Here is a 20,991-nt window from a genome sequence, read left to right as displayed (position 1 = left end):
TAGATGTTATTTAAGCGTTTTTTGTTTCGATAACATGTTTTGATAGTTATCCCTTATTTGTATAAGGAGAAGTATATGCAAAAAAAAATTTTTTGTTCGTTATTTGTTGCTTCTTTAATATGTTCAAATGTTTTTGCTTCTGGGGGAAAAGATGTAACAACAGATCCTAATGATTTTTTCCTTAAAGAAGAACAAGCACCTAATAGCTTGCTGCTTTTGCCACCGCCTCCTACTTTTGACAGCATTGATTTTTTACGCGATAAAGCAATATACGATTGGGGTAAGTCTGTTCGTAATACAGAACGTGGAAAACAGGCCTATTTAGATGCTGATTCAAGTAAAGATAATATCACTAAGCAATTTTCACCATCTTTTGGGTTTGAAATTTCTGATAAGAAAACGCCAGAAATTTACAAATTAGTTACTACAATGAAAGAAGATGCAGGGGATTTGGCAACGCGCTCAGCTAAAAACCATTATAATCGTATTCGACCGTTTTCATTTTTCCATGAACCAACCTGTCGCCCAGATGATGAAAAAGCGCTATCGACCAATGGATCCTATCCCTCTGGTCATACAACAATGGGGTTTGCTATTTCACTTGTGTTAGCAGAGATAAATCCAGCGCGTCAAAATGAAATTTTAAAACGAGGTTATGAGATTGGCGAAAGCCGCGTTATTTGCGGCTATCATTGGCAAAGTGATGTTGATGCTGCTAAGGTGATGGCAGCTGCGGTGGTTGCTCAATTACATACGAATACCGCTTTTAATCAACAATTAACGAAGGCAAAAGCCGAGTTCCACCATTTAAAATAAGGGTGATAATGGGCAGTTATTGCGCGGCTGATCATGGCGATGTGATGCCAAATTAATTATAAAATATCAATAGCATTGGCTGTTGTTGACAGCCAAGCTTATTCTTTATTATAGCGCCTTAAAGGAAATATCCGGTAAAATTGCTTCGCCTTGCCAATATAACTCACTGGCAATACGCCCGGCAATTTGGCAATAAAGCTGGGTAAATTCGCTATCAGGATGGCTAATAACAGTGGGTTGCCCTGTATCGAGATCTTGGCGTAACATTTTATGGAGTGGCATTTTTCCGAGTAATTTTGTTTGATATTGCTCAGCTAAACGCTGTGCTCCACCTTCGCCAAAAATGGCTTCGTGATGACCACAATTTTCGCAAATGTGGTAACTCATGTTTTCAATAATGCCTAGTGTAGGGATGTTGACTTTATTAAACATGGTCATGCCTTTTTGGGCATCAATTAATGCTATGTCTTGTGGTGTACTGACAATGATTGCTGCCGTTACTGGAATGCTTTGTGCTAGGGTTAATTGGATGTCCCCAGTTCCCGGAGGCATATCAATAACCAAATAATCAAGTTCAGGCCATAATGTATCTTGTAATATTTGCAGTAATGCCTTGCTTGCCATTGGTCCTCGCCATACCATGGCGCTATCTGGATCGACTAAATAACCAATAGAGTTACTGGCTAATCCGTGTGCCATAATTGGGGTCATGTGTTTATTGTCAGGTGTTAACGGTTGCTGTTTTTCTGTGCCTAACATGGTTGGAATTGAAGGGCCATAAATATCTGCATCTAAAATACCTACTTTGGCGCCTTGTTTTTGTAAAGCTAGTGCAAGATTGACGGCTGTTGATGATTTACCCACGCCACCTTTGCCTGAACTTATGGCGATAATATTTTTTATATTGTTAATGGCATGTTGGTCATTAGCGCGTTTTAATGTGGCTATTTTATAGTCAATGTGCCAGTCAACGTCTTTAATGTCGTTAAGTTTAAGTAATTTTGGGGTGGCTATTTTTTTTAACTCGTCAAAAGCGTTTTGCCAAGCAAAGGGCATGGTTAAATTAATGGATAAATGCTGATTAACTATTTCACATTTAGTTAGTGCACCAAGTTCAAGTAAATTTTTTTGTAAGGTTGCATGAGTAAAATTCTCAAGAATCTTTTTTACTTCAATGTTCATTGCTATTATCTCTTTATGCATTGATATTTATACTTGTTCATTTTTAATACTCTTCTTTAAAGAGGCGGAAAAATGATAATATTTTACATTCTTCAAAAAGGATTATTTGCCATTTGCAAAGTGAATCGAGTATAGAAATTTTATCAAATTATGGCATAAATCTAGCGATAATCCCACGATTGATGTACTATTTCTGCCATTATGTAATAAAGGGTAATAAATCAACATGACAACTCAACGCAAAATATTGGTGACTTGCGCACTGCCTTATGCCAATGGTGCAATTCACTTAGGTCATATGCTTGAACATATTCAAGCTGATGTATGGGTACGTTATCAACGTATGCGTGGTAATGATATCTATTTTATTTGTGCCGACGATGCGCATGGCACCCCAATTATGCTCAAAGCACAACAACTTGGCATTACGCCTGAACAGATGATTAGTGAAGTAAAAACTGAGCATCAGCGTGATTTTGCTGGATTTAATATTAGTTATGATAATTACCATTCAACCCATAGCTCAGAAAATCGTGAAATATCAGCACAAATTTATAAGCGTTTAAAAGCTAATGGTTATATTAAAACCAAAGTCATTTCACAGCTATTTGATCCTAAAAAACAGATGTTTTTACCTGATCGCTTTGTAAAAGGTACTTGCCCACGTTGTAAAGCGCCAGATCAATATGGCGATAACTGTGAAGTGTGTAGTGCAACTTACAATCCGATTGATTTAATTAATCCTAAGTCTGTGGTTTCGGGGGCAACGCCAATTTTAAAAGAGTCAGAACATTTCTTTTTCGATCTGCCGGCTTTTTCAACTATGTTACAAGAGTGGATTCGCTCAGGGACACTACAAGACCAAGTCGCTAATAAAATGCAAGAGTGGTTTGAATCAGGCTTACAGCCGTGGGATATTAGCCGCGATGCCCCTTATTTTGGTTTTGAAATCCCCGATGCACCAGGTAAATATTTTTATGTCTGGTTAGATGCACCAATTGGTTATATGGGATCTTTCTTAAATTACTGTAATAAGCAAAATAAACCGATTTTTGATGAGTTTTGGAATAAAGATTCAAGTACTGAACTTTATCACTTTATTGGTAAAGATATCGTGTACTTCCATAGCTTGTTTTGGCCTGCTATGCTAGATGGTAGTGAATATCGTAAGCCATCGAATATTTTTGTGCATGGTTATGTAACTGTTGACGGCGCAAAAATGTCTAAATCACGAGGTACTTTTATTCAAGCAAGTACCTATTTAAAACATTTAGATCCTGATTGCTTACGTTATTATTATGCGGCTAAACTATCACCACATATTGATGATATTGATTTAAATCTTGAAGATTTTGTGCAACGTGTAAATAGTGATTTAGTCAATAAAGTGGTAAATATTGCTTCGCGTTCGGCTGGTTTTATTTATAAACGCTTTGACGGCAAATTATCAGAAAAAGTGGCTGAGCCAGAACTTTATGCGTTATTTGTAGAAAAAGCAAAAGTCATTGCTGATTATTTTGAACAACGTGAATCAGGTAAGGCGATTCGTGAAATCATGGTACTAGCTGATGAAGCTAATCGTTATATTGACGAAAAAGCGCCATGGGTGGTTGCCAAACAAGAGGGGCAAGATCAAGCATTGCAAGATATTTGCTCAATGGGTATTTACTTATTCCGCATTTTAATGACTTACTTAAAGCCGATTGTACCGTCATTAGCAGAGCGAACAGAAGCATTTTTAAATAGCAAATTAGAGTGGGATACTATTGCTAATGCGTTAACTAGCCATAAGATTAACCAGTTTAAAGCTCTATTTAACCGTATTGATATGGATAAAATTACTGCCATGATTGAAGAAACAAAAGAACAAGCTGCCCTAGCAACACCAGCTAAAACAAATGTTGCTGAACCTATTGCCGATACAATTAGTTTTGACGATTTTACCAAAGTTGATATGCGTGTTGCTTTAATTAAACATGCCTGTTTTGTTGAAGGTTCCGATAAATTACTCCAGTTGACGCTTGATATTGGTGATGAAACCCGTAATGTATTTTCAGGCATCAAACAATTTTATCCTGATCCAGAAGTGCTAATTGGGCGTTTAACCATTATGATTGCCAACTTAGCACCTCGTAAAATGCGATTCGGTGTTTCCGAAGGGATGGTGCTTTGTGCCAGTGGTAAAGATGATGGTGACGGCGTATACTTGTTATCGCCAGATAGTGGGGCTAAACCGGGAATGCGCATTTCGTAATTTTTATTCTTATCATACAAAAAATGCATCTTAACAAGTTAATATGCTTGTTAAGAAGTTTCAGAAAACTATACGTTTGAGTATAAAAATGATATATCGATATATCTAAGTCCGCTATTTCACGATATGACAAATAGATATTTTTTATGTGATCTTTTAATAGTTCCGGTAGGTATTATATAAAATTTTGACCTAAAAATATTAGGAAGTGTAATGGATTTTTTTGATTATTTAAATAAGCATGGGGTTATTTACTCAGCACGTGATGGTATGTTGTATATTTATGAAAGCTTGGATTTGGTTGGTGCGTCAGTCAGTGAATTATGCGACTATTTGACTGTAATGGGCGATTTTTATTGGCCTGATGAATCAGTTTATAAAATGCCTAAAAAATTAATTGTATATGGTGATTTATATATATGTAATAATGCAATCACAACTTTACCTGATGATTTAATGGTTGGCGGTGATTTAGATTTGGGCGAAACAGCCATTTCTCAATTGCCTAATAATCTTATTGTTGGTGGTGACTTAGGGCTTGGTTATACTCAAATAACCCGATTGCCAAATAACTTATCTGTTGGTGGTGATTTGGATTTAAGTCATACATCTGTCACTGAATTACCAGATGATCTGTTTGTTGGTGGTGCAATAGATAGATAAAATCCCGAAACAGGTAACGCCTAAAAATTTTATTATGAAAAATGGATATTTACACTTTGTTTTGTCTATTCAAATTTAAGGAATACTAATGAATAGCTTTAAGTCTATAAATGAATTAATCATGAACCTCTATCTTTTAGATCAAGGTGAATGGATTTATGCAAACTTAGAATTGTGGAATAGTGATCCAAAACATACAGAGTTTTATTATATTCCATGGGATTATATTCAAAATTTAAACGATAATGAAATATATCTGGATGAAGAGGATATGGAAATGCCTTTTATCGTTCAAGGATTAAATTTAAGAGGGTGGATGTTAGTTAGTTCATTAGACTATATAGCTCAAAATAAATCAAATTATGGACATGATGATAATTGGTTTATTGACGAAATAAATTATTATCGAGTAAATGATACATTTAGAACATAAGTTTACATGTTTTATCGGAGCATGTTACAAAATTCGTGTTTACCATATTTTTAATTAAAATAGCAGAATATGATTAACAATGTTAAAGTTAGCAGGATATATATTTTTTAAATATTAAATGACTGTTAAAAAGGCGATTTATTCGCATTTTTAACAGTTGTAATAAAAGAATTGGTGATTATTTTATCGTCACTAAAGTGCTAACTTCTTTACCTAACATATTGTTTAGATAAATTAAATCGTTAGCTGTTAAGGTTCCTACTGCGTATTTTAGTTGTAGTAAGCTAGTTAGATAATTATATTTTGCATCAGATAAATTTCGTTTAGAGTTGTATAGCTGTGTTGTTGCATTTAATACGTCAACGATTGTTCTAGTTCCAACTTGATAACCAGAATTAGTGGCTTCTAATGAACTTTGTGCAGAAACCACTGCTTGTTGATAAGCTTTGATTGCACTTATTGATGATGAAATATTGTTGTATGATGAACGTACTTGATTAATTACGCCACGATTGGTACTTTCTAGTTTTTCGCTGAAACTCACGTAATTTTGTTGTGCTTGTTCAACTTTAGACATTGTTGCACCACCCGAAAAGATAGGTAGATTTACACTGACACCGACATAGTTATTTCCTGAATAAGATTTACCACTATGTGCACCAGGCGCTATGTTATTACCATATCTATCAGTTTTATTTAAATTAGTTGATGCATCTACACTTGCTGTAGGCAGATGGCCTGCTTGTGAAAGTTTGATCTGTTCACGTGCGATGTCTAGATTTAATTTCATTGTTAATAAATTAAGATTAGATGCTTCGGATTGCTTTAACAATGTACTGATTTGCGTTGGGTTTTCCGTTCTAAAGGTGTTGGTGTTAACGCTTGCTAAATTAGAATAAAAACGACCGCTCACTTGACGTAAATCTTCGATCGCATTGTTTAGTTCATTTAATGCGTTAACTTGTTGTGCAACAGTTAGGTCATAGTTAGCTTGGGCATTTTGTACATCAGTAATGGCGACTAAACCAACTTGGTGTTGTTGACGAGTTTGTTCTAACTGACGTCCAATGGCTTTTTTCTGGGCATCAATAAAGCTCAATGCATCAAGTGCTTTTAATACATTAAAATAAGCAACAGAGGTATTTAAGATTAATGTTTGACCTTGGTATTGATAAGCAATATCGGCAACACTTGCTTGTTTTTTAGTAATATCCAAGGCTTTCCAATTTGAGAAATTAAAAATGCTTTGAGATGCCGTTACTTGGTATAAATTGCCACTTTTGGATTTTATACCACTCGTATCACGTCGACCATGAGTTACACCGTAAGAAGCACTTAAACCAACTTGCGGTAGTAAACTCGCTCGAGAACCTGAAATTGCCGCGTATGCTTTATTTTTTTCAGCTAATGAACTGCGCAGATCTGGATTGGTTTCTTTTGCTTGTTCATACACTTGAATCAAATTTTCAGCAAAGACAGATTGACTTAATGCTAAGCCAATTAAAAAGGTTAAAGTTTTTTTCATTAATCTTCTCTTTAAAAATCATTAAAATATAGTAGTATTTTTAATGGCGTAATTTTAACAGATAATTAGTATATAGTAAGCATAGTTTGCATGCCATTCGCACTTTTTATTCAAATTCATTTTAAAATCGAGAATATATATGAAAATTAAAAATAATCTGGTACATTTTGACAAAAATGATGTATTTAATCTAACTAAACGAATCTTATATAAAGGTTTTTTTTCTTTGTTTGAATATCGTTTTCAATATCGCAAATTTGATGGTTCAATGAGCGAGGTTGTAACACGTGAAATTTTAGAACGTGGACATGCAGTTGTGCTTTTAGCATATGATGCAAAACGTGATGAAGTTGTGCTAATTGAACAAATCCGGATTGCCGCTATTGAAACGCAAGATAGTCCTTGGATGCTAGAACTCATTGCTGGAATGATGGATCATGAAAATGAATCATTTGAAGAAGTAGCAAAACGTGAAGCAATGGAGGAAGCTGGAGTCGTTATTGGTCGATGTAAACCTATCATCAATTATTTAGCATCGCCTGGTGGTTTAACAGAACAATTGCATATTTTTGTGGGCGAAGTCGATTCATCAACAGCCAAAGGTATTCATGGTCTTGATGAAGAAAGCGAAGATATTAAAGTTCATGTTGTCGGTCGCAATCAAGCTTATCAATGGGTTAAAGATGGAGTGATTAACAATGCTGCATCAATTATTGCGCTTCAATGGTTAGAACTTAATTATCAGTTATTAAAAGAAGAGTGGGAATAACTTTTTTAGTATTCATATTTAATTATTTCTTTCATAAAAGTGTGATCTGTTTTACACTTTTGTATAACACTTAGATTTATAATAAAAATTATGTTTCCTGTCACAATGCCTATTTTGTTGCTGACACTATTAACCATAATTATAGATTGATAAGTAATTGGAGTGAATTTTGAGGTCATTGTTAAAACTTCCAATTCGTAATAAAAATTACGGTAAAATATTGCATATAACTGATACCCATCTTTTTGCTGATGAAGATGATTCATTGCTTGGTATTAATTCCAATGCAAGTTTTTTAGCAGTTATCAATGAAATTGGACGTAATAATAAGCAGTTTGATTTGATTGTGGCAACAGGTGACTTTGTACAAGATGGTTCTAAAAAAGCTTATGCCCGTTTTGCCGAGCAAATAAACAAGTTTAATACGCCTTGTGTGTGGTTAGCTGGCAACCATGATAACTATACTAGTATGCAAGATGTGTTTGCAAATTATCAGCTGGCTGATAATAAAATAGTGTTATTGGGGGATAACTGGCTGGTTGTTTTATTAAACAGCCAAGTTATTGGTCAAGCATATGGATTTTTACCAGAATCTGAACTTGAATTTTTACAAAATGCTTTAACTGAGCATTTTGATCGAGATGCATTAGTTTTTTTACACCATCATCCAATTAATTCTGGATGTCATTGGTTAGATCACCATATTTTAAAAAATAGTGATCAATTCGAGCAAATTATTCAAAAAAATGCTAATGTAAAGGGAATAGGTTGGGGGCACATTCATCAAAAACAAGATTATGTTTGGCATCATTGTCATGCGTTTTCAACTCCTTCAACGTGTTTTCAATTTAAACCTGAATGTTATGATTTTCGAGTATCAAGTGATGATGCACCAGGTTGGCGAGAAATCACACTTAATGCTGATGGTTCTATCGAGAGCGAAGTTTATCGTTTAGTGGATAATCAGTTTTTACCCGATGTTTCTCAAAGTGGTTATTAGCAAATAGTAATAATAGTTGCGATCTTAAAATTACCCTAAAAATCATAGCAACGGTGCAAAACAGTAGAACAGTCTTTCAACAATGCGTTGCCAAATTGGGCGTTGGTTCCATTTTTCAGTGCTTATTTTATCTGAATGAGATAAATATTTTTGTAAGAGAATTGATAGTGACTGAGCAAATTCTGCATCATCAATTACAGTTGTAATTTCAAAATTAAGCCATAAGCTGCGCATATCTAAATTAACAGTGCCAACAAGGCTTAATTGATTATCGATTAAAACACTTTTGGTATGTAATAAGTTATCGTTGAATTGATAAAGTTTGACGCCACCGTTTAATAATTCAGAAAAGAAAGCCCGGCTTGCCCATTTCACCATTAGTGAATCAATATTTTTGGGAATAATGATGATGACTTCAACACCTCGCTGAGCTGCGGTGCATACAGCATGTAAAATATCATCAGTCGGTACTAAATAAGGCGTAGTAAAAATAATTTGTTCTTGCGCTGAATAAATTGCCGTTAATAATACTTGGTGTATCATGCTTTCCATATAGCCAGGACCTGATGCGATTAATTGCATAATGTGTTTTTTATCTTCTGGTGGTTCGGCAAAATCAGTGATTTGTGGTAGGGCTAAATATTTGCCTGTTTCTAGCTGCCAATCGCAGGCATATATAGCGCCCATAAGTGTTGTAACTGGACCACTTACTCTAACCATGATATCAACCCATTTTCCAACATGTTTATTTTGTTTGAAAAAACGTGGATCGACAATATTCATGCTGCCAGTATAAGTGATATAGTTATCGATAATAGCTACTTTGCGGTGTTGACGTAAGTCCAGACGTCGAAACATAAAGCGAAGCAAGTTGACTTGTAAAGCTTCAATAATGGTAATACCAGCATCACGCATTCTTTTACTTGCGTTGGACTGAATAAAATGTCGGCTACCAGCAGAATCAACCATTAATCGACAAGTTACGCCTCGTTTAGTTGCTTGAATGAGTGCTTGCTCGACATCATCAGCCCGACCGCCTTCATTCCAGATATAAAATACCATTTCAATATTGGACGTTGCTCGATTGATATCATCAATTAAGCGGTCGAAAATGACATTTGTTTCACTCAATAGCTCAATATGATTACCATTAATTCCATCAAGCCCTGTTTGGTGTTTACAAAGCTGGAAAATCGGCTTGCTGACTTGGCTTACGTTTTTAGTGAAGATATCTGGAAAGTCACTTAGTCGGTTAATAAACTTGGAAATCGTTGGACGCATTTTTTGCGCTCGTTTGGCGCGTTGCTGCCCTAAGTGAGCTTCACCCAGTGTAAAATAAAGGAACACACCAACAAGTGGTAAGATATAAATGACTAACATCCATGCAATAACATAAGTCGTTGGTCTTCGTTTGAAGACAATTCGTAATGTTGTTGAAACAATAATCAGCCAATAAACAAGGAAGATCAAAGTACTGATTAAAGCATGAAATGAGGTAAATTGCATATTTACTTAGCTATGAATTAGATTCAGTTTAGCTATTGGATCTTTAGTACAATCATAATGTTGAAAAACCTCAGGTAATGGTTTTGGGTTATTATGTTTATCTACTGAAACATAAGTGAATACAGCATCTGTTATGCAAAAACGTTGTGTAGTGTCAGATGTATCAATGACTTTTTTAACCCAAACTTCAATACCTATCGTGATTGATGTTTTTCCTGTTTTGATGCAATGTGCATAACAACAAACAACATCACCTACCATTGCTGGTTTGTAAAATGTAATGCTACTAGCATTAACTGTTACAACTCGATTTCTCGCGATCTCTTTTGATAAAATACCGCCAGCAAGATCCATTTGAGACATGATCCACCCACCAAAAATGTGTCCGTGAGGATTGGTATCAGCCGGCATGGCAAGCGTTCTAAGCACTAATTGACCTTTAGGGGTTGTATCTTGTGTCATGCTAAAATACTCCGTTTGTTCTAACTTATTGTTTATTATCTACATCTTTATTCATATTTTTGTAAATATAGATACCTGATATTAACGATAATAGTAACGATGCGCCAGGTAAAATAAATACTTTAAATATCCAAAAGAAATCGTCAGTTGTGTAATAGGTTGCACCTAAACTAATGGCGCCACATAATATAAAAAAGAAGATCCATAATAAATTTAGTTTATTCCAAATAGCAGTATCAAGCTGTATTTCTTTGCCTAGCATTTTTTGAAGTAGGTTTTTTTTGAAAAAGTATTGGCTAATTAATAAGGCTGTGGCAAATAAAAAATTAATAATAGTGACTTTCCATTTGATTATATTCGGGTCACGCAAATAAAGTGTAAATCCACCGAAAACCATGATCATTAGATAAGAGATCAATTCTACTTTATCTATTTTTCTATATAGAATAAGAATGAGAAGAAAGCATATTGTTGCGGTAATCATCAATGCTTGAACGCCAACAAAGACATCATACATGGTTAGAAAAACAAAAAAGAACACCAAAGGAATAAAGTTTAAAAGCTGTTTCATTTGATTGTTAACCTAGCAAAAAGGTAAGTTGTCATATTTTAAATAAGTCAAAAGCCTATTGGAATAGGCTTATTTTTTGTGATGAAGTTCAGGATGCGCTTTACAGTTGCCAGATTGACAATGCCCATAAAGATATAAACTGTGAAAAGTCAATTTTACACCATATTGTTCGGCGATTTCTTTTTGTCTCGCATTAATAATATCATCGCGAAACTCAAATACTTCGCCACAATCTAAACAAATTAAATGATCGTGATGTTGCTGTGTAGCTAGTTCGAAAACTGCTTTACCACCCTCAAAGTTATGGCGAGTAACAATTCCTGCATCGTCAAATTGATTCAAAACACGATAAACGGTTGCAAGCCCGATTTCTTCACCCATATCAAGTAGTTTTTTATAAAGATCTTCTACTGTAATATGTTGACATGAAGGATCTCGTAATAACTCTAAAATCTTTAATCGAGGTAGTGTAACCTTTAAACCAGCGCTTTTGAGTGCTGCATTATTATCATGATTTGTCATATTACTTTCCATTAGTGATGAATAATTACCTATTATAGGAACTATATACGGTAAATAAAAGAAATCATTTTAATAGATTAAATTTTCATTTCGGTTTTAACTTGGTTCACCCAATTGTTGATTCTTTCTTCAGTTAATTCGGGTTGACGATCTTCGTCAATTGCTAAACCAACGAAATGTGCATCATCAACTAAACTTTTTGACGCTTCAAAACTATAACCTTCGATTGACCAATGCCCAACAATTTTGGCACCTTTAGGCTCAATAATATCGCGAAGTGTTCCCATGGCATCACAAAAATATTCGGCATAGTCTTCTTGATCGCCACAACCAAAAATCGCCACGGTTTTACCACTAAAATCTATTTTTTCTAAATTGGGGAAAAAGTCGTCCCAGTCTGCTTGAGACTCACCATAGTACCAAGTTGGAATGCCAAAAAATAGGTAATTGTATTGTTCAATGTTCTCTCTAGAGGCTTTTGCAATGTCGAAAAGGTCAGCTTTGTCACTACCCAAAATGAGTTGGATTTGCTTTGCTACATTTTCTGTATTACCTGTGTCACTACCAAAAAAAATACCAACTTGTTTCATATTTGTACCTTTATTATTTACCATATTAAATATTTTATTAAATATTTTAGGAGTATATCATTGTCATTTATTATCAGCAATCATTCTAAATTGCACAGAACATAAGTTATTATTTGCTATACAATTTATCCATCTTGCATTAGAATTAATACCTGTTTTCATATTAACATTGGCTATGGAATTTCTTTATGAATTTGCATGAATATCAATCTAAATATCTTTTTAAGCAATATAATTTACCCGTACCAGAAGGGTACGTTTGTAGCTCAATTGGTGAAATACAAGATATATTAGCTCAATTACCTTCAGGATCTTGGGTTGCTAAATGTCAAGTTCATGCAGGCGGAAGAGGTAAAGCCGGTGGCGTTATATGTACTCAAAATTATGATGAAATAAAGCAATTTGCTGAAAATTGGTTGGGGCAATACCTTGTTACTTATCAAACCACCGATAAAGGTCAGCCAGTTAATAAGATTTTAATTGAAAAGGCGTCTAATATTCAGAAAGAACTGTATTTAGGGGCGGTGGTCGATCGCAGTTCGAAGCGTATTGTGATTATGGCATCGACAGAGGGTGGCGTTGATATAGAAAGCGTTGCCGAAAAATCACCACACTTAATTTATAAAACTTCACTTGATCCTTTAACCGGTCCTTGTGCTTATCAAGGTCGTGAACTGGCGTTTAAATTGGGGTTAACAGGAAAATTAGTTAATCAGTTTACAAAATTATTTGTTAATTTTGCAAAACTCTTTTTAGAAAATGATGTGTCACTAGCTGAAATCAATCCGTTAGTGATTACTGATTCAGAAGAACTCATTTGTTTAGATGCAAAAGTTGTTTTAGATGATAACGCGCTTTTTAGGCATCCTAACTTAACGATTTTAAGAGATACAACTCAAGAGGATGAGCGTGAGTCAATTGCTGCAAAACAAGGTATTAGCTATGTATCATTAAATGGCAATATTGGCTGTATGGTTAATGGCGCAGGTCTTGCGATGGCAACTATGGATATTATTAAACTATATGGTGGTGAACCAGCCAACTTTTTGGATGTCGGTGGAGGTACAACGAAAGAACGCGTTGCTGAAGCATTTAAGTTAATATTATCTGATACAAATGTGAAAGCGATTTTGGTTAATATTTTTGGTGGTATTGTTCGTTGTGATTTAATTGCCGATGGCGTTATTAGTGCAATTAAAGAAATAGGCCTGACTGTTCCCGTTGTTGTTCGTCTTGAAGGTAATAATGCTCCGCTTGCTCGAGAAATTTTAGCGAAAAGTAAATTAAATGTTATTACTGCAGAAAGTTTAACCGATGCGGCCCAAAAAATTGTCGCTGTTGCCTAATAATAGGGTGCGTGGAGAATAGTTATTATGTCAATTTTAGTTAATAAAGAAACCAAAGTTATCTGCCAAGGATTCACTGGTAGTCAAGGATCTTTCCATTCACAGCAAGCACTTGCTTATGGTACCAAGTTAGTTGGTGGCGTGACGCCAGGCAAAGGTGGTACAATTCACTTAGGTTTGCCTGTTTTTAACACCGTTAAGGAAGCGGTCGCAGCAACTGGAGCAACAGCAAGTGTCATTTATGTGCCAGCAGCATTTGGTAAAGATTCGATTTTAGAGGCAATTGATGCAGGTATTAAACTTATTGTCTGTATTACTGAAGGTATTCCAACTTTAGATATGCTTGTTGTTAAAGAAAAATTACAGTTAAATGATGTTGTGATGATTGGACCGAACTGTCCGGGGATTATTGTTCCTGATGAATGTAAAATAGGTATTATGCCAGGTCATATCCATCGTGCAGGAAAGGTGGGAATTGTTTCTCGTTCTGGTACCTTAACTTATGAAGCGGTTAAACAAACAACCGATATTGGTTTAGGGCAATCTGTGTGTGTGGGCATCGGCGGTGATCCTATTCCAGGTAGCGATTTTATTTCTATTTTAGCGTTACTTGAACAAGATCCTAAAACTGAAGTTATTGTGATGATCGGCGAAATTGGAGGGAGTGCCGAAGAAGAAGCCGCTGAATATGTTAAAAAGCACGTAACTAAACCTGTGATTGCTTATATTGCGGGTATTTCTGCCCCATCGGGTAAACGCATGGGGCATGCAGGAGCCATTATTTCGGGTAATAAAGGCACCGCGGCGGAAAAATCTAAAGCATTGCAATCGGCAGGTATTACGGTTGTAACAAGCCTTACTGATATCGGCGATGCTGTAAAAAAACAAATTACGATATAGTTTTTTTGATGTATATCAATTATTATTCTGTAATTATCTGTGTATAATGTTCGTCAATAACGTAAAAAATTTGTGAGCATTTAAGATTTAGGGAGCGTTTATGTTAGATATAGTAGAACTTTCACGACTCCAGTTTGCACTCACTGCAATGTATCATTTTATTTTTGTACCATTAACGCTGGGTTTAGCGTTTATGCTAGCAATTATGGAAACGGTATACGTTGTTAGTGGTAAGCAAGTCTGGAAAGATATGACAAAATTCTGGGGTAAGCTGTTTGCTATCAACTTCGCTGTTGGGGTAGCAACTGGCTTGACCATGGAATTTCAATTTGGTACTAACTGGTCTTATTATTCACATTATGTGGGTGATATTTTTGGTGCGCCATTAGCCATTGAAGGTTTAATGGCATTTTTCTTAGAATCAACTATGGTAGGCTTATTCTTTTTTGGTTGGGATAGATTAAGCCGTGGTAAACACTTAATGGTGACATGGTGTGTGGCATTCGGTTCTAATCTTTCAGCACTTTGGATCTTAGTTGCTAATGGTTGGATGCAATTTCCTGTGGGATCTGAATTTAATCCAATTAACTCACGCATGGAAATGGCGAACTTTTTTGAGCTGATTACTAACACCGTTGCCCAATATAAATTTGTTCATACCGTTGCTGCGGGTTATTTGACCGGTGCTATCTTTATATTGAGCATTAGTTCTTATTATTTACTAAAAAAACGGGATATTGGATTTGCAAAACGTTCTTTTGCTGTGGCTGCTCCTTTTGGTCTTATCATGTCAATTGTAGTTGCTATTATGGGTGATGAAGCGGGGCATGAACTGACAACTGTTCAACCGGCTAAACTTGCTGCTATTGAAGCTGAATGGGAAACTCAACCAGCACCTGCATCGTTCAATGCTATTGCGTTTCCATCACAAAAAAATAAAGAAAATTTATTTGCAATAGAAATTCCTTATGCAATGGGCATAATGGCCACGCGTTCATTTGACACGCAAGTAATAGGTTTAAAAGACATATTAGCGAATAACGAAACGAGAATTCGTAAAGGTATTTTAGCTTATACAAATTTAGAAAAAATCCAACAAGGTAATCACGATCCTGACGTCCTTAAAGCATTTGAGGATAATAAAGCTGATTTAGGCTATGGTTATCTGGTTAAACGCTTTACTGATCGTGATAATCTAACTATTCCTCAAGCGACTGAAGAACATATTAAAGCCGCGACAGAGGACTCAATTCCTACAGTATGGCCACTATTTTGGGCATTTAGAGTCATGGTTGGTTTAGGTCTGCTAATGATTCTTGGTACTGGGTTTGCATTATGGGTAACTTATAAAAATAAAATTGGTGAAAAACGTTGGTTACATCGTTTATTAGTCCTATTTTTACCGTTCCCATGGTTAGCCTGTGAATCTGGTTGGTTTGTTGCAGAATATGGACGTCAACCTTGGGCGATTCAAGATATTTTACCGACTGGAGTGGCAAATTCATCATTAACAGCGGGTGAAGTGTTATTCACTATGGTACTTATTTGTGGGCTTTATACATTGTTTTTAGTTGCTGAATTATTCTTAATGTTTAAGTTTGCTCGCTTAGGACCAAGTTCGTTAGGGACGGGCAACTATCATTATGAAAAAACACAACCGATAACAAAATAGGGCATAGGGAGTATACACAATGATTGATTACGAAATTGTACGCGTCATCTGGTGGGTGCTGATTAGTGTTGTTTTAATCGGTTTTGTTGTCACAGATGGTTTTGATATGGGCGTGGGTATTTTATTACCTTTTATCGGTAAAACAGATACGGAACGTCGTATTATGATTAATGCAATTGCTCCTCATTGGGATGGCAACCAAGTTTGGTTAATTACTGCTGGGGCGGGAATATTTGCCGCCTGGCCTATGGCCTATGCTGCATCATTTTCTGGCTTTTATATTGCGATGATTTTAGTGCTTTGCGCGCTATTTTTTAGACCAATCGGTTTTGATTATCGTAGTAAACTAGAAAACTCAAAATGGCGTAATTTATGGGATGGTGGCATTTTTGCAGGTAGCTTTGTACCTGCCCTCGTTTTTGGGGTTGCTTTTGGCAATTTATTAGAAGGTGTTCCATTTAGGTTTGATAACTCTTATCGGGTGTTTTATGATGGTAACTTCTTCGGTTTGCTTAATCCTTTTGCACTATTGACTGGTGTTGTGAGTTTAATGTTATTTGTTGCTCATGGTGGAGCATGGTTACAAATGAAAACGTCGGGTGAGCTCTATTTAAGAGCCAGAAAAGCTACACAAATCGCTAGTTTAGTTATGCTAATTGCATTTGCGTTAGCAGGTGTTTGGGTGGCATTTGGTATTCATGGTTATGAGGTTACTAGTATCATTGATTATAATGCCGCATCTAACCCATTGACTAAAACAGTATCTACTGATGCATCGTGGTTAGCTAACTATATGAATTATCCTATTTTATGGATAGTGCCTGCTTTAGGCGTGGTGTTACCACTATTAACCATTCTTTTTTCTAGTCTAAATAAAAATGCATTAGTGTTTGTTTCATCTGCATTAACCATTGCTTGTGTTTTATTTACCTATGGTATTGCAACTTTCCCATTCATTATGCCTTCAAGCATTATGCCAAATGCAAGTTTGACAATATGGGATGCATCATCAAGTCAATTAACTCTTAATATTATGTTTATTGTTGTTCTTATATTTTTGCCTATTGTTCTTTTTTATACCATTTGGTCATATATTAAAATGTTTGGAAGACTGGATAAAAATCATATCGAAAATAATAAACATTCTCTTTATTAAGGAACTACTATGTATTACGTTTTATGGTTTATAGGACTTATTGCAGCATGTATGCTATCAGCTATAATTGGCTTATGGGTTGAGCGAGACTGTAGCGAAAAAGAGTCTAATAACAAATAATATGATTTAAAAAGTAATAAAAAAGGTGGCAAATAGCCACCTTTTTATTTTTGTATAGGCTGTTAAAAATAAATGATAAATGATAATTGTTTTCATTTGGTTTTTTTCATATCATAGTGCAGGGAATTTTGTATTCAGATATAATAGTCTCAAATTTAATTAGCGCGATTTGGACATGAAACAATTCATATGGAATGCAAGAGTTTATTATGAAGACACAGATGCGGGTGGTGTCGTGTACCATGCTAGGTATCTTGCTTTTTTTGAACGAGCTAGGACAGAAATGCTAAGGCAACTTGATATTAGCCAGCAAAAGTTATTACAAGAGGGTATTGCTTTTGTGGTAAAAAAGATGGATATTAGCTACCATTTCCCCGCTCGTTTAGATGATATGCTGACTATTAAGACTAATGCTGAGCAAGTTCGCAAGGCGTCTATTATTTTTAAGCAGACTATTTTGAATCAAAATAACCAAGTTATCAGCACAGCGGATGTTCTTATTGCTTGTGTGAATATCACTAAGATGAAGCCATGTGGGCTTCCTAAGTTATTAGTTTTGGAGTTTATATGAATATTATTGATCTGTTTTTGCAAGCAGGTTTGTTAGTAAAATGCGTTATGTTGTTGTTACTTACTTTTTCTGTTATGTCGTGGGCTATTATATTTCAACGAACTAAGATTTTAGGTAAAGCTAAAAAACAGATTGAGCAATTTGATAATAGTTTTTGGGTTGCAGATGATTTAAATGTTTTATTTGATAAAGCAAAATTTAATAAAGAAGATATTAGTGGTACAGAACATATTTTCTATTCAGGTTTTAAAGAGTTTTCACGACTTTATCAAATTAACCCAAATATGGCAGGATCAGCCTTAGATGGAGCATCACGTTCTATGCGTTTAGCAATGAATCGTGAGCTCGATATTCTAGAATTGCATATCCCTTTTTTAGGTACAGTGGGTTCTATTAGCCCATATATTGGTTTGTTTGGTACTGTCTGGGGTATTATGAATGCATTTATTTCTTTAGGATCTGCTAAACAGGCAACATTACAAATGGTTGCACCTGGGATTGCAGAGGCATTAATTGCAACTGCAATTGGTTTATTTGCAGCTATTCCTGCGGTTCTTGCTTATAATCGCTTGTCATTGAGTGTAAACCGAATTGAACAAAGCTATCTTAACTTTATTGATGAATTTTCAGCAATTTTACAACGTCAAGCAGTTGCTGTCAGGAAATAATTATGAGTAGACGTTCACGTTATACAACTAAATCTGAAATCAATATAGTACCTTTGCTTGATGTGTTATTAGTATTAGTGCTTATTTTTATGGCAACAGCGCCAATTATTAGCCAAAGTGTTGAGGTCGATCTGCCACAAGCGTCAGAATCTAAAACGGTCTCCTCTTCAGAAAATAAACCAATTATTATTGAAGTGTCTGGTATTGGTATATATTCACTGATTATTGATCAGAACCGTCAATCTAATTTACCACAAGAACAAATTGTTGCAGAAGTTAAGCAACAGATGTCACTTAACGAAAAAGCTGTTTTTTTAGTTGGTGGCGCTAAAGATGTTCCCTATGAAGAAATTATAAAAGCGTTGAATTTATTGCAATCTGCAGGTGTTAAGTCTGTAGGTTTAATGACTCAACCGATTTAAATAAAATAATATAGCAAGAAGTCCGCAATGTCTTATAAGTCAAATTCAAAATTAAGTATAGCTATTATAGTATCCATTATATTACATGTGATTTTAATTATTATTTTGGGGTACCGAGCTATGTATGATAACGATGCTAACTATGGTAGCGTTAATGGAAATGCTATTGATGCTATTATGGTTGATCCTTCCGTCATGACCGAACAATATCAAAGACAATTAAAGACACAGATTAGCCAAAAACAAGCAGAACAACAAAGGCAGCAACAAATAGATGAGCAGGCGCGAAAGCTACAAGAGCAGCAGCTTGCCCAACAACAGCGACTTAAAGAGCTAGAAAAGGAGCGCTTAAAAGTTGAACAGCAACAAAAGCAAGAAGCAGAGGCAGCACAAGCTGCGCAGGTAGCAAGGCAAAAAGAAGAAGAAGCTCGCAAAGCAAAAGAACAGTTAGAAGAGCAAAAAAGAGAGGCTGAAAAACAGCGTTTAGAGCAACAGCAGGCTGAATTAGCAAAACAAAAAGCAGAGCAGGAAGCTAAATTAAAAGCAGAGCGAGAATTGTTGGATAAACAACGAGAAGAAACTTTGCGTAAACAACAAGAATTGACGAAACAAAAAGCTGAACAAGAAGCTAAAGCTAAAGCTGAACAAGAACTTATTGAAAAGCAACGAATTGAAAATGAACGTAAACAAGAAGAACTAAATAAGCAAAAAGAAGAACAAGCAAAAAAGCAAGCCGCTGACAAAGCTGCTGCCGAAAAAGCAAAAAAAGCCGCACAAGCTAAAAAAGATAAAGAACTTGATAATCTGCTAGGTGGATTGACATCAGGCGCACCAACTCCATCAGGTGGTGCCGCTGCTCGTAAAGGTGTTTCAAATGGAGAACTTGATAAATATAAATCTTTAGTTCAAAATGCCATCAGTAATAAGTTTATTAATCCTAACAAATTATATAGTGGTCGAAATTGTGTGTTAGATATTCAAATAGCACCTGATGGCTTATTACTTGATGTTAGTGCAAAAGGGGGTGATGACGCATTATGTCGAGAAGCGCTTGCTGCGACTAAACAAGCTGTAATTCCCAAACCTGCAAGTGGTTTTTATAATCAAGTAAAAACGATGACAATTGACTTTCAACCGAAATAATTTTTATACGCAAACACGATGTTTTCTGAAACTTTTTTACAATAAATATCTATATCTTCAAATGTGAATATTGAAATTACATTAATCATCCCAATATATCCTCTATTCATTTCGAATCAAGTTTTTAAGTAAAAGAAGGAACAGAACATGACAACAATTGTCAGTGTCCGTCGTGAGGGGCAAGTCGTTATTGGTGGTGATGGTCAAGTCACGTTAGGCGAACGTATTATTATGAAGGGTAATGCTCGTAAAGTTCGTCGTTTATATAATAACAAAGTGATTGCAGGTTTTGCTGGTGGTACTGCTGATGCTTTTACACTATTTGAGTTATTTGAGCGCAAATTAGAGATGCACCAAGGACATTTAACCAAGGCCGCTGTTGAACTAGCTAAAGATTGGCGAACCGATAGAATGTTGCGCAAACTAGAAGCATTACTTGCTGTCGCTGATGAAAGTGCATCATTGATTATTACAGGTACTGGTGATGTTATCCAACCAGAAGATGATTTAATTGCTATTGGGTCTGGCGGTCCTTATGCGCAAGCAGCGGCTCGAGCTTTACTAGATAATACCTCACTTTCTGCACACGATATCGTACAAAAATCATTGTCAATAGCGGGCGATATTTGTGTATATACCAATAATTTCCAAACTATTGAAGAACTCAATTACTAATCAATCGAATTAAAGAGAATATTAT

General features: G+C 35.4%; 23 protein-coding genes. 16 read left to right on the top strand and 7 right to left on the bottom strand.

Annotated elements, in window-relative coordinates; translation table 11 throughout:
• Window positions 1-75: 75 nt before the first annotated feature.
• A complete protein-coding gene (locus tag A9G24_RS00930) occupies window positions 76-816 on the top strand; it encodes an acid phosphatase (protein WP_065637361.1) in 741 nt (246 codons plus the stop codon).
• 108 nt (window positions 817-924) lie between these two features.
• Here A9G24_RS00930 and apbC read toward each other — a convergent pair whose 3' ends face one another.
• Complete coding sequence (gene apbC, locus A9G24_RS00925; protein WP_218056173.1) at window positions 925-1,998, bottom strand: iron-sulfur cluster carrier protein ApbC; 1,074 nt, start codon at window positions 1,996-1,998, stop codon at window positions 925-927.
• Between the two features lie 226 nt (window positions 1,999-2,224).
• Here apbC and metG point away from each other — a divergent pair, with 226 nt between their 5' ends.
• The 3 genes from metG to A9G24_RS00910 all read left to right on the top strand — a co-directional run bounded on the left by metG (window position 2,225) and on the right by A9G24_RS00910 (window position 5,348).
• Entirely contained in the window at window positions 2,225-4,252 is a 2,028-nt protein-coding gene (metG, locus tag A9G24_RS00920) for a methionine--tRNA ligase (RefSeq protein ID WP_065637359.1), read from the top strand.
• 213 nt (window positions 4,253-4,465) lie between these two features.
• Window positions 4,466-4,915: a hypothetical protein gene (locus A9G24_RS00915; RefSeq protein WP_065637358.1), complete on the top strand. Its 450-nt coding sequence runs from the start codon at window positions 4,466-4,468 to the stop codon at window positions 4,913-4,915.
• An 88-nt stretch (window positions 4,916-5,003) separates the two neighbouring features.
• Window positions 5,004-5,348, top strand: a complete 345-nt coding sequence (locus A9G24_RS00910) for a hypothetical protein (protein ID WP_065637357.1) — start codon at window positions 5,004-5,006, stop codon at window positions 5,346-5,348.
• A 178-nt stretch (window positions 5,349-5,526) separates the two neighbouring features.
• Here the strand turns inward: A9G24_RS00910 and tolC are convergent, their stop codons facing one another.
• Window positions 5,527-6,873, bottom strand: coding sequence for an outer membrane channel protein TolC (tolC, locus tag A9G24_RS00905; protein WP_065637356.1), 1,347 nt, complete (start codon window positions 6,871-6,873; stop codon window positions 5,527-5,529).
• Between the two features lie 139 nt (window positions 6,874-7,012).
• Here tolC and nudF point away from each other — a divergent pair, with 139 nt between their 5' ends.
• Window positions 7,013-7,642, top strand: a complete 630-nt coding sequence (nudF, locus tag A9G24_RS00900) for an ADP-ribose diphosphatase (RefSeq protein WP_065637355.1) — start codon at window positions 7,013-7,015, stop codon at window positions 7,640-7,642.
• Window positions 7,643-7,811: 169 nt separating this feature from the next.
• Window positions 7,812-8,642, top strand: coding sequence for a 3',5'-cyclic-AMP phosphodiesterase (gene cpdA / locus A9G24_RS00895; protein WP_065637354.1), 831 nt, complete (start codon window positions 7,812-7,814; stop codon window positions 8,640-8,642).
• 42 nt (window positions 8,643-8,684) lie between these two features.
• Here the strand turns inward: cpdA and cls are convergent, their stop codons facing one another.
• The 5 genes from cls to fldA all read right to left on the bottom strand — a co-directional run bounded on the left by cls (window position 8,685) and on the right by fldA (window position 12,293).
• A complete protein-coding gene (gene cls, locus A9G24_RS00890; protein ID WP_065637353.1) occupies window positions 8,685-10,148 on the bottom strand; it encodes a cardiolipin synthase in 1,464 nt (487 codons plus the stop codon).
• 6 nt (window positions 10,149-10,154) lie between these two features.
• Window positions 10,155-10,610 (bottom strand): acyl-CoA thioester hydrolase YciA, encoded by a 456-nt coding sequence (gene yciA / locus A9G24_RS00885; RefSeq protein ID WP_065637352.1) that lies wholly within the window; start codon window positions 10,608-10,610, stop codon window positions 10,155-10,157.
• 25 nt (window positions 10,611-10,635) lie between these two features.
• Window positions 10,636-11,181 carry an inner membrane-spanning protein YciB gene (locus tag A9G24_RS00880; RefSeq protein ID WP_065637351.1) on the bottom strand — a complete coding sequence of 182 codons (546 nt, stop codon included), beginning with the start codon at window positions 11,179-11,181 and terminating at the stop codon, window positions 10,636-10,638.
• 69 nt (window positions 11,182-11,250) lie between these two features.
• Window positions 11,251-11,703 (bottom strand): ferric iron uptake transcriptional regulator, encoded by a 453-nt coding sequence (fur, locus tag A9G24_RS00875; protein WP_065637350.1) that lies wholly within the window; start codon window positions 11,701-11,703, stop codon window positions 11,251-11,253.
• 77 nt (window positions 11,704-11,780) lie between these two features.
• Window positions 11,781-12,293 (bottom strand): flavodoxin FldA, encoded by a 513-nt coding sequence (gene fldA, locus A9G24_RS00870; protein WP_065637349.1) that lies wholly within the window; start codon window positions 12,291-12,293, stop codon window positions 11,781-11,783.
• 188 nt (window positions 12,294-12,481) lie between these two features.
• On the opposite strand from fldA, the gene sucC reads away from it, so the two are divergent.
• The 10 genes from sucC to hslV all read left to right on the top strand — a co-directional run bounded on the left by sucC (window position 12,482) and on the right by hslV (window position 20,966).
• Window positions 12,482-13,639, top strand: coding sequence for an ADP-forming succinate--CoA ligase subunit beta (gene sucC, locus A9G24_RS00865; protein ID WP_065637348.1), 1,158 nt, complete (start codon window positions 12,482-12,484; stop codon window positions 13,637-13,639).
• A 27-nt stretch (window positions 13,640-13,666) separates the two neighbouring features.
• Complete coding sequence (sucD, locus tag A9G24_RS00860) at window positions 13,667-14,539, top strand: succinate--CoA ligase subunit alpha (protein WP_065637347.1); 873 nt, start codon at window positions 13,667-13,669, stop codon at window positions 14,537-14,539.
• A gap of 100 nt (window positions 14,540-14,639) precedes the next feature.
• Window positions 14,640-16,211, top strand: coding sequence for a cytochrome ubiquinol oxidase subunit I (locus A9G24_RS00855; protein WP_065637346.1), 1,572 nt, complete (start codon window positions 14,640-14,642; stop codon window positions 16,209-16,211).
• Window positions 16,212-16,230: 19 nt separating this feature from the next.
• A complete protein-coding gene (gene cydB / locus A9G24_RS00850) occupies window positions 16,231-17,367 on the top strand; it encodes a cytochrome d ubiquinol oxidase subunit II (protein WP_065637345.1) in 1,137 nt (378 codons plus the stop codon).
• Between the two features lie 9 nt (window positions 17,368-17,376).
• Window positions 17,377-17,487, top strand: a complete 111-nt coding sequence (locus A9G24_RS12605) for a cytochrome bd oxidase small subunit, CydX/CbdX family (RefSeq protein ID WP_141673014.1) — start codon at window positions 17,377-17,379, stop codon at window positions 17,485-17,487.
• A 169-nt stretch (window positions 17,488-17,656) separates the two neighbouring features.
• On the top strand, window positions 17,657-18,058 hold the full coding sequence (ybgC, locus tag A9G24_RS00845) for a tol-pal system-associated acyl-CoA thioesterase (RefSeq protein WP_442902744.1): 402 nt from the start codon (window positions 17,657-17,659) through the stop codon (window positions 18,056-18,058).
• Window positions 18,055-18,726 (top strand): protein TolQ, encoded by a 672-nt coding sequence (gene tolQ, locus A9G24_RS00840; protein WP_065637343.1) that lies wholly within the window; start codon window positions 18,055-18,057, stop codon window positions 18,724-18,726. The genes ybgC and tolQ overlap by 4 nt, the downstream gene beginning before the upstream one ends.
• 2 nt (window positions 18,727-18,728) lie before the next feature.
• Window positions 18,729-19,148 (top strand): colicin uptake protein TolR, encoded by a 420-nt coding sequence (gene tolR, locus A9G24_RS00835; protein WP_065637342.1) that lies wholly within the window; start codon window positions 18,729-18,731, stop codon window positions 19,146-19,148.
• A 27-nt stretch (window positions 19,149-19,175) separates the two neighbouring features.
• The gene (gene tolA / locus A9G24_RS00830; protein WP_065637341.1) at window positions 19,176-20,291 is read left to right on the top strand and encodes a cell envelope integrity protein TolA; all 1,116 of its coding nucleotides are present in this window, start codon (window positions 19,176-19,178) and stop codon (window positions 20,289-20,291) included.
• 147 nt (window positions 20,292-20,438) lie between these two features.
• A complete protein-coding gene (gene hslV, locus A9G24_RS00825) occupies window positions 20,439-20,966 on the top strand; it encodes an ATP-dependent protease subunit HslV (protein WP_025316169.1) in 528 nt (175 codons plus the stop codon).
• Window positions 20,967-20,991: the final 25 nt, after the last annotated feature.

Origin of the sequence: Gilliamella sp. App6-5, from assembly GCF_001690525.1 — a bacterium.
Taxonomy (GTDB): Bacteria; Pseudomonadota; Gammaproteobacteria; order Enterobacterales; family Orbaceae; genus Gilliamella; species Gilliamella apicola_H.
Note: the sequence above shows the minus strand (reverse complement) of the source record. Positions and strands in the feature narration are given on the sequence as shown.

Excerpts from the sequence above, each read along its gene's own strand:
- A9G24_RS00930 (WP_065637361.1), top strand. The coding sequence starts at position 76 with ATGCAAAAAAAAATTTTTTGTTCGTTATTTGTTGCTTCTTTAATATGT.
- apbC (WP_218056173.1), bottom strand. The coding sequence starts at position 1,998 with ATGAACATTGAAGTAAAAAAGATTCTTGAGAATTTTACTCATGCAACC.
- metG (WP_065637359.1), top strand. The coding sequence starts at position 2,225 with ATGACAACTCAACGCAAAATATTGGTGACTTGCGCACTGCCTTATGCC.
- A9G24_RS00915 (WP_065637358.1), top strand. The coding sequence starts at position 4,466 with ATGGATTTTTTTGATTATTTAAATAAGCATGGGGTTATTTACTCAGCA.
- A9G24_RS00910 (WP_065637357.1), top strand. The coding sequence starts at position 5,004 with ATGAATAGCTTTAAGTCTATAAATGAATTAATCATGAACCTCTATCTT.
- tolC (WP_065637356.1), bottom strand. The coding sequence starts at position 6,873 with ATGAAAAAAACTTTAACCTTTTTAATTGGCTTAGCATTAAGTCAATCT.
- nudF (WP_065637355.1), top strand. The coding sequence starts at position 7,013 with ATGAAAATTAAAAATAATCTGGTACATTTTGACAAAAATGATGTATTT.
- cls (WP_065637353.1), bottom strand. The coding sequence starts at position 10,148 with ATGCAATTTACCTCATTTCATGCTTTAATCAGTACTTTGATCTTCCTT.
- yciA (WP_065637352.1), bottom strand. The coding sequence starts at position 10,610 with ATGACACAAGATACAACCCCTAAAGGTCAATTAGTGCTTAGAACGCTT.
- A9G24_RS00880 (WP_065637351.1), bottom strand. The coding sequence starts at position 11,181 with ATGAAACAGCTTTTAAACTTTATTCCTTTGGTGTTCTTTTTTGTTTTT.
- fur (WP_065637350.1), bottom strand. The coding sequence starts at position 11,703 with ATGACAAATCATGATAATAATGCAGCACTCAAAAGCGCTGGTTTAAAG.
- fldA (WP_065637349.1), bottom strand. The coding sequence starts at position 12,293 with ATGAAACAAGTTGGTATTTTTTTTGGTAGTGACACAGGTAATACAGAA.
- sucC (WP_065637348.1), top strand. The coding sequence starts at position 12,482 with ATGAATTTGCATGAATATCAATCTAAATATCTTTTTAAGCAATATAAT.
- sucD (WP_065637347.1), top strand. The coding sequence starts at position 13,667 with ATGTCAATTTTAGTTAATAAAGAAACCAAAGTTATCTGCCAAGGATTC.
- A9G24_RS00855 (WP_065637346.1), top strand. The coding sequence starts at position 14,640 with ATGTTAGATATAGTAGAACTTTCACGACTCCAGTTTGCACTCACTGCA.
- cydB (WP_065637345.1), top strand. The coding sequence starts at position 16,231 with ATGATTGATTACGAAATTGTACGCGTCATCTGGTGGGTGCTGATTAGT.
- A9G24_RS12605 (WP_141673014.1), top strand. The coding sequence starts at position 17,377 with ATGTATTACGTTTTATGGTTTATAGGACTTATTGCAGCATGTATGCTA.
- tolQ (WP_065637343.1), top strand. The coding sequence starts at position 18,055 with ATGAATATTATTGATCTGTTTTTGCAAGCAGGTTTGTTAGTAAAATGC.
- tolR (WP_065637342.1), top strand. The coding sequence starts at position 18,729 with ATGAGTAGACGTTCACGTTATACAACTAAATCTGAAATCAATATAGTA.
- tolA (WP_065637341.1), top strand. The coding sequence starts at position 19,176 with ATGTCTTATAAGTCAAATTCAAAATTAAGTATAGCTATTATAGTATCC.
- hslV (WP_025316169.1), top strand. The coding sequence starts at position 20,439 with ATGACAACAATTGTCAGTGTCCGTCGTGAGGGGCAAGTCGTTATTGGT.